The organism is Endozoicomonas sp. G2_1 (assembly GCF_017744155.1).
Taxonomy (GTDB): domain Bacteria; phylum Pseudomonadota; class Gammaproteobacteria; order Enterobacterales; family Alteromonadaceae; genus JAGHQT01.
The window spans coordinates 163,092-178,512 of sequence record NZ_JAGHQT010000006.1; the positions used below are offsets into that span (position 1 = coordinate 163,092).

Annotated in this window: 12 protein-coding genes; 4 read left to right on the forward strand and 8 right to left on the reverse strand. The window is 42.7% G+C overall.

Translation table 11 applies throughout. From position 1 onward, the window contains the following. Both J7384_RS09745 and J7384_RS09750 read right to left on the reverse strand, forming a co-directional pair. On the reverse strand, positions 1–1,509 hold the full coding sequence (locus tag J7384_RS09745; RefSeq protein WP_209113489.1) for a TolC family protein: 1,509 nt from the start codon (positions 1,507–1,509) through the stop codon (positions 1–3). Positions 1,510–1,708: 199 nt separating this feature from the next. Next, positions 1,709–2,911 (reverse strand): cystathionine beta-lyase, encoded by a 1,203-nt coding sequence (locus J7384_RS09750; RefSeq protein WP_209113491.1) that lies wholly within the window; start codon positions 2,909–2,911, stop codon positions 1,709–1,711. Between the two features lie 196 nt (positions 2,912–3,107). On the opposite strand from J7384_RS09750, the gene J7384_RS09755 reads away from it, so the two are divergent. Genes J7384_RS09755 through J7384_RS09765 form a run of 3 tightly spaced genes read left to right on the forward strand, consistent with a single transcriptional unit; the run spans position 3,108 to position 6,021 of the window. Continuing rightward, positions 3,108–4,805, forward strand: coding sequence for an EAL domain-containing protein (locus J7384_RS09755; RefSeq protein WP_209113493.1), 1,698 nt, complete (start codon positions 3,108–3,110; stop codon positions 4,803–4,805). A 16-nt stretch (positions 4,806–4,821) separates the two neighbouring features. After that, positions 4,822–5,529 (forward strand): aspartate/glutamate racemase family protein, encoded by a 708-nt coding sequence (locus J7384_RS09760; RefSeq protein WP_209113495.1) that lies wholly within the window; start codon positions 4,822–4,824, stop codon positions 5,527–5,529. A gap of 39 nt (positions 5,530–5,568) precedes the next feature. Further along, complete coding sequence (locus J7384_RS09765) at positions 5,569–6,021, forward strand: GNAT family N-acetyltransferase (protein ID WP_209113497.1); 453 nt, start codon at positions 5,569–5,571, stop codon at positions 6,019–6,021. Between the two features lie 328 nt (positions 6,022–6,349). Here the strand turns inward: J7384_RS09765 and greA are convergent, their stop codons facing one another. From greA to J7384_RS09795, 6 genes are all read right to left on the reverse strand, one after another. After that, positions 6,350–6,826 carry a transcription elongation factor GreA gene (gene greA, locus J7384_RS09770; protein ID WP_209113499.1) on the reverse strand — a complete coding sequence of 159 codons (477 nt, stop codon included), beginning with the start codon at positions 6,824–6,826 and terminating at the stop codon, positions 6,350–6,352. A 176-nt stretch (positions 6,827–7,002) separates the two neighbouring features. Then, complete coding sequence (carB, locus tag J7384_RS09775; RefSeq protein WP_209113501.1) at positions 7,003–10,221, reverse strand: carbamoyl-phosphate synthase large subunit; 3,219 nt, start codon at positions 10,219–10,221, stop codon at positions 7,003–7,005. 26 nt (positions 10,222–10,247) lie between these two features. Further along, positions 10,248–11,384 (reverse strand): glutamine-hydrolyzing carbamoyl-phosphate synthase small subunit, encoded by a 1,137-nt coding sequence (gene carA, locus J7384_RS09780; RefSeq protein WP_209113601.1) that lies wholly within the window; start codon positions 11,382–11,384, stop codon positions 10,248–10,250. 396 nt (positions 11,385–11,780) lie between these two features. After that, a complete protein-coding gene (dapB, locus tag J7384_RS09785) occupies positions 11,781–12,590 on the reverse strand; it encodes a 4-hydroxy-tetrahydrodipicolinate reductase (protein WP_209113503.1) in 810 nt (269 codons plus the stop codon). Positions 12,591–12,595: 5 nt separating this feature from the next. Continuing rightward, on the reverse strand, positions 12,596–13,018 hold the full coding sequence (locus tag J7384_RS09790; protein WP_209113505.1) for a hypothetical protein: 423 nt from the start codon (positions 13,016–13,018) through the stop codon (positions 12,596–12,598). 200 nt (positions 13,019–13,218) lie between these two features. Beyond that, on the reverse strand, positions 13,219–13,842 hold the full coding sequence (locus J7384_RS09795; protein WP_209113507.1) for an FKBP-type peptidyl-prolyl cis-trans isomerase: 624 nt from the start codon (positions 13,840–13,842) through the stop codon (positions 13,219–13,221). Between the two features lie 253 nt (positions 13,843–14,095). On the opposite strand from J7384_RS09795, the gene J7384_RS09800 reads away from it, so the two are divergent. Beyond that, positions 14,096–15,421 carry a Na+/H+ antiporter NhaC family protein gene (locus J7384_RS09800; protein WP_209113509.1) on the forward strand — a complete coding sequence of 442 codons (1,326 nt, stop codon included), beginning with the start codon at positions 14,096–14,098 and terminating at the stop codon, positions 15,419–15,421.

Consider the following 15,421-nt stretch of genomic DNA (forward strand, 5'->3'; position numbering starts at 1 on the left):
CTAGTAACCAGTGCTTGAGGTTATTTTTGGCGTTGACTGCCCATTGGTGCTGGCAGTTTCTGTGGCAACAGCTACTTGCGTGGAAAAATCGCCGCCTAATGCTAAGTGCAAATCGATGCGGTTTTGCACTATTTGGTTGTTCAACTGGATGACACTGGTTTGAGCATCAAAGGCGCGGCGCTGTGCTTCCAACACTGTGCTATAGGTGACAATGCCTTTTAAATATTGATCGAATGCTAACCTTTCGGCAGCCTCAGCATTGTTTTTGGCATCAACTAGGTGTTGATAGCGCTCAGTAAGGCTAACCTGGTTGGTTAACGCATTTTCTACCTCTAAAAACGCTTGATATACCTGTTGTAAATAGACAAATTCGGCACTTTCAACTGAGAGTTGAGCCTGTTGTTCTAAGGCTTTTAAACGACCGGCGTTAAAAAGTGGCGACGTTAAATTGCCGAGTATTGACCACGCTAAACTATCGGTTGAAAGTAACTGGTCTAATTCAGTTGAACTTTGGCCAATTGACCCCGTTAAGCTCAGACGTGGAAAACGCTGCTTGTGAGCAACAGCTAATCCGGCGTCTAGGCTGAGTAGATTGAGCCAACTCGCTTGTAAATCGTGGCGTCGTGTGAGTAATGATGCTGGTAGCCCAATTGGCACTTGGCTAGTCAAACGAGGCAAGCTGTTTTGATCATCTAGCAAACTAGCAGTAAACTCAGCACTCGGATATTGGCCGAGTAACAATTCAAGGCTGCGACTAGCAGCGTTAACCACCTGCTTTTGCTGAGCAACGCGTGCCAACTCTTGATTAACATTGTTTTGGGTCAGATAAACGTCAAGCGCTTGGCTTAGCCCCAAACGATAAGAGTTTTGAATAGTGATCAGATTCGCTTGTAAATTAGTCGCGCGTTTATCAAACAAACGCAGTAACTGCTGAGCGTTTAATAAATCAAACCAAGCACGGCTGACGTTAGCTGCTAACAACAATTGCTGTCTTTTATAATTGGCGCGCGCTGACTGATAACTAAAGCTGGCTTGTTGTTGACTATCGGATAATCGACCCCACAGATCTAATTCATAGCTTAGTTGTAAATTAAGCTCAGCATTGTTGTTAAAGTTCGACTGGTCAGTATTGGCATTGATCAGTTTTCGTCGAGATTGGCTGAGCGCTAAATTGAGTTCTGGGTAATCTGTTGCACCCGTGATAACCAGCTGTTGCTTACTGCGCTCTAATTGTATGCGCTCAGCGTTTAAAGCAAAGTTGCTAGTCAATGCTTGGTTAATTAATTGTTCGAGTTGTTGGCTGCCTAAACTAGCGATCCAGTTTTGATCGATTAGTTCGCTGTCATTAGCTTGTCGATCTTGACTAGATATTGGTAAAGAAGATACCTGATGAAATCGATCCGGCAGTTGTTGCAGCTGCTCCGGTTGAGAGCGCGTGGTTTGGTTGCTGCAGGCACTGAGCAAGAGCGCAGAACACAAGGAAAGAGTGTAAAACTTATTGTTACTCATTGTTGTTGGGTAATCGTCCACTTAGCGCACTATTGCTGCGCTTATCACTAGTAATAAGCGTAGCAAAATATGCCAGAAGCAGACTGAAAACAATTGACTTTACATAGCTTTACAATACTGGTTTCAGCTATGTGGCGATCAATTCCATTGACCACTCAACAACAATTAAAAGGTTTTTCGCGAACAAAAATCAGTGTAACTAACGCTTATCGGCTGACGTGTTGGCCAATAACACTTGATTAAAGCGCTCAAAACCAGCCGCTAAATCATCAATTAAATCATCGACGTGCTCTAAACCAATGTGTAAGCGAATCAATGGGTACTGATATGGCCAATGGCTTACTGTCCGCATTTTATCGATACTTGACACGGATAAAATAAGGCTTTCAAACCCGCCCCATGAGTACCCCATTTTAAAGTGTTTCATGCCATCGAGCAGTGCAGTAATTGCCGCTTGGTTGCCACAGTTTAAAACAAATGAGAATAATCCGTTGCTGCCGCTAAAATCGCGTTTGTAGTATTCATGGCCGGGACAAGAGTCAAAAGCAGGATGTAAAATCGTTGCAACTTCAGGACGATGACTTAACCACTGAGCAACTTTCAACGCGCTATCGCCGTGTTGTTTCATCCGCACAGGTAAGGTTCGCATGCCGCGCAAGGCTAGGTACAAATCATCTGGCGAGGTGCATTGCCCCATTAAATAACTATTTTCTCGCAACGTTGGCCAGTATTTTTCAGTCGCTACAGCAGTGCCTAGCATAACGTCAGAATGACCGACAATATATTTAGTCGCCGCTTGAATAGAAATATCAACGCCATGAGCGATTGCATCGAAATTAACACCTGCCGCCCAAGTGTTATCGAGCATGACAATACAATTGTGATCATGAGCGATTGCCGCCAGTGTCGGCACATCTTGCACTTCCATGGTCAATGACCCTGGAGACTCCAAAAACAAAATTTTGGTATTACTTTGCATCAAGTCTTTAATGCCAGCACCAATCATCGGGTCGTAATAAGTGGTACTTACACCAATGCGTTTGAGCACTTTATCGCAAAAATCTCGGGTCGGCTCATAGGCAGTATCAACCATTAAAATGTGATCACCCGCTTCAACAAAGGCCAATATCGCATTGGTAATTGCCGCGGTACCAGACGGATACAAAGCACAACCAGCGCCACCTTCAAGCTCAGTCATAGCATCAGAAAAAGCAAATGAGGTTGTTGTTCCTCGACGCCCGTAGAACAAGGTTTTATTAGTTTTATTAGCCGTTGCATGCTTCATTTCTTTGACTGATTCAAAGACCACTGTTGATGCACGCTCTACCGGTGGGTTAACGACTCCTCGAGTCCACTGAGGTTTTCTGCCACTACTGACTATTTTAGTTTCTTTTTTCATCATACTTTCGTCGAATTACTTAGGTGTTATCCGTTATCTAAACAATAATAAATCACTAGCTATTGTTATGCCCGTTTTACCGAATGAGTACAAGTCTATTATCATCTAACTGATAAACAATTGAATTATCGCGGCGACAACATTAATCTAGGAACAGAAAAACGTGCAAAACCCCAAAAAATAATACGGTGGAAATGGAATGTCACGATCAAACAAGCAGTTATCTGCCGAACAGCTTCTGAGGATTGTTTTAGACACAATTCCACTGCGGGTATTTTGGAAGGATACCGACTTAAATTACTTAGGTGCCAATCAAAAATTAATTGACGATATTGGCTTTGATCGAATTGAAGACCTAATTGGCCAATCAGATTACGCAATTTATAGTAGCCCTGAAGAAGCAGATCCCAAACGAGCCGACGATAGAAAAGTCATTACTTCTGGCGAGGCCAAGCTCAATATCGAAGAGCCTTTGCCGATTGCAGGCAAAAAAGATAAATGGCTGCGTACCAACAAAGTACCAATGCGCACACCAGCTGGAGAAATAATCGGTATATTGGGGACTTACCAAGATATTACCGCTGAGGTTGAGTATCGACAACTAATTGAACATCAAGCATTAATCGACCCTCTGACCAAGCTCGCCAATCGCCGTTGTCTACAAAATCAGATTAGAGATCTCGATTATCAAGTTGCCGGCCTTTTATTTATTGATTTAGATCGATTTAAGCAAATTAATGACACCTTAGGTCATGCCATTGGCGATAAGCTATTACAAAAAGTTGCTGGGCATTTTCAAACAGTTGCTGATAATCACGGTGCGCTGTTGGCGAGACTTGGTGGTGATGAATTTAGTATTTTCTTAACCCAAGATAATGAGACCGATATAAAACAGCAGCTCGCTGATATTGCCGAGAGTGCCCTCACTATTGTCGATATGCCAATTGAAATTGAACAGCATATTGTCACGGTTGGCGCTAGTATCGGTATTACAACAATCGAAAGTAAAACGCGATCGACAACGGATAGCTTTACCGAAGCAGATCTAGCAATGTATAAGGCTAAAGTGAACGGCGGTAATCGGTACAGTTTTTTCGAGGACTCGCTAAAAACCTCAGCACAACGCAAGCATACACTGTATACCCAGCTACACAATGCCATTGATAATCAGGAGTTTTATCTCGTTTATCAACCTCAGTTTAATGCAGACCAAGAGCTGATTGGCGCAGAAGCCCTTGCCCGCTGGCGCAATAGTGAGTTAGGCGAAGTTTCCCCCGCAGAGTTTATCCAAATTGCCGAGGAGTCGGGCATGATCGACAAAATTGGCCAATGGGTTATAAAACAAGCGCTGGAAGACGCCAAACAATGGCACAGTCTACTTCATGTCTCGTCAAACTTTAAGTTGGCAATTAATGTAAGCTCAAAGCAGTTTTACAATAAGCATTTGGTTGATTACGTTAAACAACAACTGAATGACCAAAGCTTTGACGCCCAGCACTTAGAAATAGAAATCACTGAAAGTTTGCTGCTTGAACAGAAGCAAGATGCGTTAACAGCAATTAATGAACTAAAGAACTTAGGGATAAGTATTGCAATTGATGACTTTGGCACTGGTTATTCATCTCTATCTTATTTAGCGGTGTTACCCCTTGATAAACTCAAAGTAGACCGCGCCTTTGTTACTGATTTAGCAAATAATGAGACTAACAAAAAACTGGTTGAAGCCATGGTCGGCTTAGCTGCCAGCCTAAAGCTCAACATTATCGCTGAAGGCGTTGAAACCATGACTGAAATTGACGCTTTAAAAACATTAAACTGTTTTGAATACCAAGGTTACTATTTTGATAAGCCACTGAGCTATTCCGCATTTAGCGACAAATACAACAACAAACGATGATGGGAGCTATGAATTAATGAAAACGATTGGTTTACTTGGCGGTATGAGTTGGCAATCTACCGTTAGCTACTACCAAGCGATCAACCACGGGGTCGCAGAAGCACTCGGTGGCTTACACTCAGCGAAGGTAAACCTAGTCAGTGTCGATTTTGCTGACATTGAAAAACTCCAACACCAAGGAAAGTGGCAAGAAACGACAGAGATACTCGCCGTTGCCGCGCAAAATGTTGAACGCTCTGGTGCAGATTGCTTACTTATTTGTACCAATACTATGCATAAAGTTGCCGAGCAAGTACAAAGTGCGATTGATATTCCACTGATTCACATCGCCGATGCCACTGGACAACAGCTAGTAGATGATCACGTTACTAAAGTCGGATTGCTCGGCACAGCTTTCACGATGAGTGAGTCATTTTACAAAGGCCGCTTAACAGAAACATTTGGCTTAGAGGTCATAGTACCTAATGATGAACGACAGCAAACAGTGCACCAAATCATCTATGATGAGTTATGTCATGGCAATATTATAGAAGCGTCGAAAAAGTCGTACCTAGAGATTATCGAGGCGTTGAGAGTTCAAGGTGCACAAGCGATCATTTTAGGCTGTACTGAAATCGCCCTGTTAATCTCTGATCGAGATACTGAGTTACCGCTATATGACACCGTCGCTATTCACGCACAAGCTGCGGTCAATTTCGCACTCGACAACAATCAAATTAGATAAAAAACCGGTCAGATAAACCAAGCGAGTAAAACAAACTATATGAATATTATCATTGATGATTTGTCGACAAATGCGGTTGCCAAGCTGTTGCAAGAACACTTAGACGATATGTACGCTACATCACCCGCTGAGAGTGTTCACGCCTTGGATATTAATAAGCTAAAAGCACCAGAAATCACCTTTTTCAGCGCCTGGCAAGAGCAATGCTTGCTTGGCTGTGTCGCGATTAAACAATTGTCAGACCATCACGGTGAAATCAAATCAATGCGCACCACGTCAAAGGCGAGAAACAAGGCGGTTGCAACAAAATTGCTCGAACACGTTATTGCAATAGCCAAGCAACGAAATTATCGCAGACTAAGTTTAGAAACTGGTGTGCAAGATTTTTTCTTACCCGCGCGAAAACTCTACGAAAAATTTAACTTTGAATACTGCGAGCCGTTCTCAGACTATACCCAAGCTACTTCAAGATGCTTGTTCAGTTGGAATTAAAAGTAATTTAGGCAAGGCATTGATTGCAAAGAATGGTTGTCCCCTTGTTAAAATCAATAACGCCGCATAAATTATCTTTTAAACCAACCCTTTGGGCGCTTCACAGGAACTTATTCTCATCGTTGCAGCTAATTGAAAGGGAGTGACCATTCCTGCTAGCTGCGCCTTGATATTAAGTCCCTGTGATAGCGCTGAACTGCGTATCTTGAAGTAGTTTGGGTATATAAACAGGATGCCAACAGCAAATTTATGTCAGTTGTCATTTAAACTAAAAAGCCACCTAAACACGAGTTTAAGTGGCTTAACAAATTGTATGTAGTATTGGTATTTAAATGTGTTCTACTGAGATAATTTCAAATTCAACAACACCACCTGGCGTTTTAACTTCTACTTCTGAGTCAACCGTTTTACCAATTAAGCCACGAGCAATAGGCGAATTAACTGAAATGCGATTCTCTTTGATATTAGCTTCGTCATCACCAACAATTTGATAAGTCACTTCTTCATCAGTATCAATGTTTAACAAGGTAACAGTGACACCAAAAATGACTTTGCCTGAATTTGGAATTTTACTGACGTCGATAATTTGCGCATTACTCAACTTGCCTTCAATCTCTTGAATACGACCTTCGCAAAAACCTTGTTGCTCACGAGCGGCGTGATACTCAGCATTTTCTTTTAAATCGCCGTGCTCGCGTGCTTCAGCGATAGAGGCAATAATTTCAGGACGCTTAACCGATTTCAAATGGGTTAATTCTTCTTGCAGCGCTTCTGCGCCTTGAGCGGTCATAGGAATTTGATTCATTCTTAACTTCTCTAACTTCTAATTCTTATCTAAACAAAAGACTCTACACAATAGAGTAAAAAATCCGTGTACCAAAAAATAAAGGTGGTTAAAAAACCACCTTTATCAACAGTTCAATTTAATAGTAGGCTAAAATAACACGAATCGCCCTTTTAACCAACTAGAGACTTAATCTCTTATTGACACTGCTCGTGTAACTCTTGGATTGAAGTCACTTTGTTTCTATCATCCGCTGCATGTGCACGACATGCCGCAAAGGCCGCGTTTAAGGTTGTTGTGTAAACAACTTTATAACGCAAGGCACCACCGCGAAGCACTTTAGAATCTTCAATAGCCTTACGACCTTCGGTGGTATTGATGATATAGCTGTACTCACCATTTTTAATACGGTCAAGAATATGTGGACGACCTTCTTGTACCTTGTTGACTAATCGGCATGGTACGCCAGCTTCACCTAAGACAATCGCAGTACCGTGAGTTGCATCAAGCTCGTAGCCTAGTTCAACCATTTGCTTAGCAAGCTCTGCAATACGGCCTTTATCACTATCACGGACAGAAATTAATGCTCGGCCAGATTTAGGTACAGAAACCCCTGCGCCCAAGTTAGCTTTAGCGTAAGCCTCTTCAAACGTAGTACCAACACCCATCACTTCACCTGTTGAGCGCATTTCTGGGCCAACAAGCGGGTCACTACCGTGGAACTTGTTAAATGGAATAACCACTTCTTTTACCGAGAAAAACGGTGGAATTGTTTCTTTAACAACGCCTTGCTCTGCAAGTGATTTACCCGACATAACACGGGCGGCAACTTTCGCTAGAGGAATTGAAGTCGCTTTTGAAACAAATGGTACCGTACGAGCAGCACGAGGGTTAACTTCAATTAAGTAAACTTTGCCGTCTTTCACTGCCATTTGCGTGTTCATTAAGCCGTTAACGCCAAGTTCAAAGGCGAGCTTTTTCACTTGTTCACGCATAACATTTTGAATTTCTTCACTTAAGCTGTAAGCAGGAAGTGAACAGGCCGAGTCACCAGAGTGGACGCCCGCTTGTTCAATGTGTTGCATAATACCGCCAATAACAACGTTTTCACCGTCGCAAATCGCGTCAATATCAACTTCTACAGCATCGTCAAGGAAGTGGTCAAGCAATACTGGTGAGTCATTTGATACACTTACTGCTTCGTTCATGTAACGGCGCAAGTCTTGCTCGTCATAGACGATTTCCATCGCGCGGCCACCTAATACGTAAGATGGGCGAACAACTAATGGGAAGCCAATGTTCTTCGCTTCGGCTACCGCTTCTTCTAATGAGGTTACGGTCGCATTTTCAGGTTGTAATAAACCTAGACGCTCAACTGCACGTTGGAAGCGCTCGCGATCTTCTGCGCGGTCGATGGCGTCAGGAGAAGTACCAATAATTGGTACACCAGCAGCTTCTAGCGCTCGTGCTAATTTCAATGGCGTTTGACCACCGTACTGAACGATAACACCTTTTGGCTTTTCAACATTGACAATTTCAAGCACATCTTCAAAAGTGATTGGCTCAAAGTACAAACGATCTGAGGTGTCGTAGTCGGTTGAGACGGTTTCTGGGTTACAGTTAACCATAATGGTCTCAAAACCGTCTTCGCGTAATGCTAATGCGGCGTGAACACAACAGTAATCGAACTCAATACCTTGACCGATGCGGTTAGGACCACCACCAATGATCATGATTTTATCGCGATCGCTTGGCGCTGCTTCACACTCTTCGTCGTACGTCGAGTACATATATGCAGTGTCTGAGCTAAACTCAGCGGCACAGGTATCAACGCGCTTGTAAACCGGGTGAATGTTTGCACTCTGGCGCTTTTTGCGAATTTCCGCTGCTGACACGTCGAGTAAGTCGGCTAAACGAGCATCGGCAAAACCCTTGCGCTTTAAGCTGCGCAAGTAATCAGGTGTTAAGCCCGCGACGCCATTTTCTTTAACTTTCTGTTCTTCATTGACGATATCTAAGATTTGTACCAAGAACCAACGGTCAACCTTAGTTGCGTTGAATACTTCGTCTAGGCTCATACCAATGCGGAACGCGTCTGCAATGTACCAAATGCGATCTGCACCTGCTTCTTGCAACTCGTGCATAATTTTCGAGCGAGCGTCAGCGGCGTTGATATCAATAATAGGATCAAAACCGTTAACCCCAACTTCAAGACCACGAAGTGCTTTTTGCATTGACTCTTGCTGGTTGCGGCCAATGGCCATGACTTCACCAACAGATTTCATCTGAGTGGTTAGTCTGTCTTCTGAACCGGCGAATTTCTCAAAGTTAAAACGAGGAATCTTAGTCACGACGTAATCAATTGTCGGTTCAAACGAGGCTGGCGTTGCACCACCAGTAATATCGTTAGACAATTCATCAAGGGTGTAGCCAATCGCAAGCTTAGCTGCAATTTTAGCAATTGGGAAACCAGTTGCCTTTGAGGCAAGCGCTGAAGAACGAGAAACGCGCGGGTTCATTTCAATAATGACCATGCGACCGTCTTTCGGGTTAACACCAAATTGTACGTTAGAACCACCAGTTTCAACGCCAATTTCACGCAACACGGCTAGTGAAGCGTTACGCATGATTTGATATTCTTTATCCGTTAGCGTTTGCGCTGGTGCAACCGTAATAGAGTCACCGGTGTGAATGCCCATAGGGTCGAAGTTTTCAATCGCACAAATAATGATACAGTTGTCATTTTTGTCGCGAACCACTTCCATTTCGTACTCTTTCCAACCAATTAATGATTCATCAATCAATAATTCGTTGGTTGGTGAAAGATCTAAACCACGCGTACAAATTTCTTCAAACTCTTCGCGGTTATACGCGATACCGCCACCAGTGCCGCCCATAGTGAACGACGGGCGAATAATACAAGGGAAGCCAATGCGCGTTGACGTATCAAGCGCTTCTTTCATAGAGTGAACAATTTCAGCGCGCGGCGTTTCAAGGCCAATATTTTTCATTGCCTTGTCGAAACGATCGCGGTCTTCCGCTTTGTCGATAGCATCGGCAGTAGCGCCAATCATTTCAACACCGAACTCAGCAAGCACACCGTGTTTTTCTAAATCTAATGCACAGTTAAGTGCTGTTTGACCGCCCATGGTAGGTAAAACTGCATCTGGGCGCTCTTTTTCAATAATTTTGCGAACAACTTCCCAGTGAATCGGCTCAATGTAGGTCGCATCAGCCATTTCTGGGTCAGTCATAATCGTTGCTGGGTTAGAGTTAACCAAGATAACGCGAAAACCCTCTTCTTTTAAGGCTTTACACGCTTGTGCGCCTGAGTAATCAAACTCACAGGCTTGACCGATAACAATTGGGCCAGCACCTAAAATTAAGATACTTTTTATGTCATTGCGTTTTGGCATAGTTTTTCGTCTCTCTTTTTTTGTGCTTATGCTTGATTTTTATAGGTTTTGATTAAATCAATAAAGTGGTCGAACAAAGGTGCTGCATCGTGAGGGCCTGGGCTAGCTTCTGGGTGACCTTGGAAGCTAAAGGCAGGCTTATCAGTGCGATGAATGCCTTGTAATGAACCGTCAAATAATGACTTATGAGTCACTTTTAGGTGTTCAGGCAAACTTGTTTCGTCAACAGCAAAACCGTGGTTTTGGCTGGTAATCATCACAACGTTGTTTTCAAAGTCTTTCACTGGGTGGTTGGCACCGTGGTGACCAAATTTCATTTTAACGGTTTGCGCACCACTTGCTAAGCCGAGTAATTGGTGTCCTAAACAAATACCGAAAACAGGAATATCTGTGGTCAAAAATTCTTTAATAGCAGCGATTGCATAGTCACAAGGCTCTGGGTCACCTGGACCATTTGATAAGAATATACCATCTGGATTTAGGGCTAACACTTCACTCGCTGGTGTTTGTGCAGGAACAACGGTTAACTTACAGCCGCGATCAACTAACATACGTAAAATATTGTGTTTGGCACCAAAATCGTATGCTACCACGTGAAAGTCTAACTTTTCTGGTGACACATAACCTTGGCCTAGTTGCCAGCTACCTTCGCTCCAGGTATAAGTTTCTTTTGTTGACACGACTTTGGCTAAATCCATGCCTTTTAAGCCTGGAAAGCCTTTAGCTTCAGCCAGTGCAACCGCTTCATCAATGTTGTCACCAGCAATAATACAGCTGTTTTGGGCACCCTTTTCACGCAAAATACGCGTAAGTTTACGAGTGTCTATATCAGCAATACCAAGAATATTATTGCGAATCAGATATTCGCTTAAGTTTTCTTCGTTTCTAAAGTTACTTGCTAACAGTGGTAAGTCTCGAATAACTAGGCCTTTAGCCCAAATAGTATTTGATTCGCAATCTTCTGAGTTGGTACCAGTGTTGCCGATGTGAGGATAAGTGAGGGTAATGATTTGTTCTGCATAGGAGGGATCAGTGAGAATTTCTTGGTAACCTGTCATCGCGGTATTAAATACCACCTCACCAACAGCCAACCCTTGTGCACCAATTGCGGTGCCGTTAAATACTGTGCCGTCTTCCAGCACTAATATGGCAGATTTAGTCAATTTAACCTCCAAAAAGAAGAAAATATACTTAAATAGCTCAGCCGCAACATCCATGGCTAACTCAGCGTTTAAGCGCTTGTGCAATCGAAAATTTGCCTGCTTTTAAGCCGTTAAATTCAACGAAAAAGCGAATTTTTGACAAATTCCGCGCATTTTACGCATAAGCCTGGTTTACGTCTAGTCTTTTTTAACAAAAACCGCAAAAAACTAAGCTTTATTGACGGATTTACATTAAACACCGCAAAACTTAGCTTTAACTTGGCCATATATAGCATTTTTCACTAAGTTATCTAACAAAAACACACTAACCAAAATCAACAACCTGACCATTTAGACAGGTTGTTGAATTCGTATATATGGCGTTAGAACTGCTCGCTTAAATCAGTGTTAGCTTTACTAAAGGTGCTTTAAACCAAGCACGTCTTGCATATCATAGAAGCCATTATCGGCTTTTGCCAGCCATATCACCGCTTTCATCGCACCTTGGGCAAAGGTCATTCGAGAAGTGGCTCTGTGACTAATTTCTAAACGTTCGCCTAAGTTTGCGAAAAATGCTGTATGTTCACCAATAATGTCACCAGCACGCACTGTAGCAAAACCAATAGTATTGGGATCTCGCTCTTCGGTTATACCCTCGCGGCCGTAAACAGCACATTCGTTTAAATCTCTGCCTAATGTATCAGCAATCACTTGACCCATTTTCATTGCAGTGCCTGATGGGGCATCCTTTTTAAATCTGTGATGGGCTTCAAATATTTCTATATCTGAGTCATCACCAATAGCTTTACTGGTGATTTCTAATAATTTAAACAATAAATTCACGCCCACACTGGTATTTGGTGCCAGTAAAACAGGCGCATCCTGCCCTGCCAAAACAATTTGCTCAACTTGTTGGTCGCTAAAGCCAGTAGTGCCAATCACTAGTGCTTTATTGTGTTGTTGACACCAAGCCAAGTGCTCAAAGGTGGACTCAATCGATGTAAAGTCAATCAGGACATCGGCATTTTTCAATTGATTAATATCGGTGCATGTATTAACACCAAGGTGGCCAATACCCGCCAATTCGCCTAAATCGAAATCGGCAAAATTAGAGCTCGTTCTTACGGTTCCACCAACAAGCGCTATCTTGCTGTGCTCACTGGCCGCTTGAATTAAGTTACGGCCCATACGACCACTACAACCTAACACGGCGACTTTTATTGTCATAACTACTAACCCTTAATCTGAAATGTTTCTGAAAATGCTATCGATTGACTAATATCGTGTGAAATCACGTTAATAATAGCCCAATCACTGTTTATTTTAATAAGTTGATATAAGGCGGTAAATTCTGTGAAAAGCGCTTCACTGTCATCATAAAACTGCCAATCGACTGCAGCAGATACAACAGTATCAGTTAATTGATTGAAGCTCGCTTTACTTGCGCCAATTTTGGTAACACTTGCGGCTTCAAGCTGAGCGAATATATCGGTAAAAGCTTGGTTAAATTGGTCAGTGTCGAGCACGAGTTTTAACTCATCTGGTGTCGATAACGTACAAGGTAAAACGTAACACGATCGAACCGCCTCTATATCAGTGTGATGAAACGCTTGTAAATATGTGTTGAACAGACGCTCTATTTGTTGTTTTAGCATCTTAGTTATTTCGCCTTGTATTGTTTACTCTATAATTTTTTGTACAGCCCAGATAGCACGGAATACTCAGCTTTTGTCTGGAACTAAAAACCTGACCGTTTATCCTTGCACCGCCGTTCCTTCACATCCATGTAAACACGGCATACATATGTCCTATATGCAAAAAAGCCGGGAAATCCCGGCTTTATCAATCAAGGTTACTAGCTAATAATATCTAGCAACTCAACATCAAAAATCAATGCTGAGTATGGAGGGATAGCACCTTGTGAGCCACGCTCGCCGTAAGCGAGGTTATAAGGGATGTATAAACGCCACTTTGAACCTACAGGCATTAATTGTAATGCTTCAGTCCAACCAGCAATTACACCACCAACTGGGAATTCAGCTGGTTGACCGCGATTAACAGAGCTATCAAAAACGTCACCGTTAATAAATGTACCGTGATAATGAACACGAACAGTGCTGCTTGCCGTCGGCTTGTCGCCTTCTGCTGCAGCTACAACTTCATACTGTAAGCCAGACTCAGTAACAGTAACTTCTTTGCGCTTAGCGTTTTCAGCTAAGAACGCTTCGCCTTCTGCCGCTTTTTCTTTTGCTGCAGCTTGTTCTTGCTCTTGTAGTTGCTTAGAAACAACAGCGAATGCTTCGTTTAGTGCTTCATCGCTAACAGCGCTAGCATTACCAGCTAATGCATCAGCTAAACCTGCTTGAACCGCTGTTACATCGAAAGACTTAAACGGATTATTTCTCAATTGGTCACCCAATTGACGACCAACACCGTAGCTAACGCGTTGCTCGATTGATTCAAAATTATTATCAGACATAATTGATTCTTTGTTACTTTAAAAATTCGGCGCCAAGCATAGCACACAAGACTAATGGGCAGTAGAGCCAAAACTATTATTTAGTTGACTTTTTCAAGAGTATTTTCAAATAACATAGAGTGAGTTTCAGTGCTGGTAAAAGGATTTAAATCGAACCAATCACAAAAGCCATTTAGACATCCAAACATCTAGATTGACATTATCATTTGAGTTTTTATAATGCAAGCCAATATCAATCCTTAAAAATATATACATGACCCAAGCTCGATCTAGTACTTCTTTTATCAGCCTTTTACCCTTTGCTCTATTTTTAGCGCTATTCCTAGGCACAGGAATCGTACTGAGCTTGCAAGGTGTTGAGTTTGCCTTCTACCAATTGCCCGCCAGTATCGCCATTATTCCAGCAATTTTACTCGCCGTGTTAATTGGCAAAGCGCCAATTGAGAAACAAGTTGGCCAATTTATTCAAGGCGCTGGTCACCCGAATATCATCACTATGTGCTTGATTTACCTGTTAGCTGGCGCCTTTGCCAGTGTTGCAAAAGCAACTGGTAGTGTAGATGCGAGCGTGGCGCTTGGTTTATCGCTTTTTCCAGATTATTTGTTATTACCGGGTTTATTTTTAGTGTCAGCCTTTATTGCGACTGCGATGGGGACATCAATGGGAACAATCGCAGCGATAGCACCAATTGCCTTAGGCTTTTCGCAAAGCGCTGACCTTAACGCTGGCTTGGTAGCGGGCTGTTTGTTGTCAGGGGCTATTTTCGGTGACAATTTATCAATTATTTCGGATACCACAATTGCCGCAACACGCAGCCAAGGTGCACAAATGCGCGACAAGTTTAAGGCGAATTTTAAAATCGCATTACCTGCGGCACTGATTTGCTTGGTACTATTTGCCCTGCTAACTGAGCCGGGTGCTAGTTCACAAACAACCAATAGTGTTGCGTGGTTGGGATTAATACCTTACATCACCATTTTGGTGCTGGCCCTTGCAGGTGTTAACGTTTTTATTGTGTTACTTACGGGCATTGTGTTGGCCGCCGCTATTGGCTTTATTCAACAAGACTATCAATTGAGCCGCTGGGTTGGAGACATCAACCAAGGCTTTGCTAATATGCAGGACATTTTCATATTGTCATTGCTAATTGGCGGTTTAAGTGAGTTGGTTAAACGCCAAGGAGGTTTAACTGCGTTAACCAATACTATTGAATCAATCGCTCAACGTTTTAGCAAGAATACTAAAACTTCTAATAGTTTAGGTATTGCTGCGCTTGCCTTTTGCGCCAACTTTTTTACTGCCAACAACACGGTATCTATTATTATTAGTGGCGACACGGCAAAAAACTTAGCCGATGACGCCAAATTAACCCCGGCTCAATCGGCCAGTTTATTAGATATATTCGCCTGTATTAACCAGGGGCTAATTCCCTATGGCGCACAAGCACTGTTACTAGGTGCGACCATGACAATATCGCCGATTGAAGTGATCGGTTATTCGTTTTACCCTATGGTGTTATTCGTTGTCGCACTGATATCTTTCAACAAAATGATTGCCGCGCCCAAAACTCAAGGCTGA

Excerpts from the sequence above, each read along its gene's own strand:
- J7384_RS09745 (WP_209113489.1), bottom strand. The coding sequence starts at position 1,509 with ATGAGTAACAATAAGTTTTACACTCTTTCCTTGTGTTCTGCGCTCTTG.
- J7384_RS09750 (WP_209113491.1), bottom strand. The coding sequence starts at position 2,911 with ATGATGAAAAAAGAAACTAAAATAGTCAGTAGTGGCAGAAAACCTCAG.
- J7384_RS09790 (WP_209113505.1), bottom strand. The coding sequence starts at position 13,018 with ATGCTAAAACAACAAATAGAGCGTCTGTTCAACACATATTTACAAGCG.
- J7384_RS09795 (WP_209113507.1), bottom strand. The coding sequence starts at position 13,842 with ATGTCTGATAATAATTTTGAATCAATCGAGCAACGCGTTAGCTACGGT.
- J7384_RS09765 (WP_209113497.1), top strand. The coding sequence starts at position 5,569 with ATGAATATTATCATTGATGATTTGTCGACAAATGCGGTTGCCAAGCTG.
- dapB (WP_209113503.1), bottom strand. The coding sequence starts at position 12,590 with ATGACAATAAAAGTCGCCGTGTTAGGTTGTAGTGGTCGTATGGGCCGT.
- J7384_RS09760 (WP_209113495.1), top strand. The coding sequence starts at position 4,822 with ATGAAAACGATTGGTTTACTTGGCGGTATGAGTTGGCAATCTACCGTT.
- carB (WP_209113501.1), bottom strand. The coding sequence starts at position 10,221 with ATGCCAAAACGCAATGACATAAAAAGTATCTTAATTTTAGGTGCTGGC.
- J7384_RS09755 (WP_209113493.1), top strand. The coding sequence starts at position 3,108 with ATGTCACGATCAAACAAGCAGTTATCTGCCGAACAGCTTCTGAGGATT.
- J7384_RS09800 (WP_209113509.1), top strand. The coding sequence starts at position 14,096 with ATGACCCAAGCTCGATCTAGTACTTCTTTTATCAGCCTTTTACCCTTT.
- greA (WP_209113499.1), bottom strand. The coding sequence starts at position 6,826 with ATGAATCAAATTCCTATGACCGCTCAAGGCGCAGAAGCGCTGCAAGAA.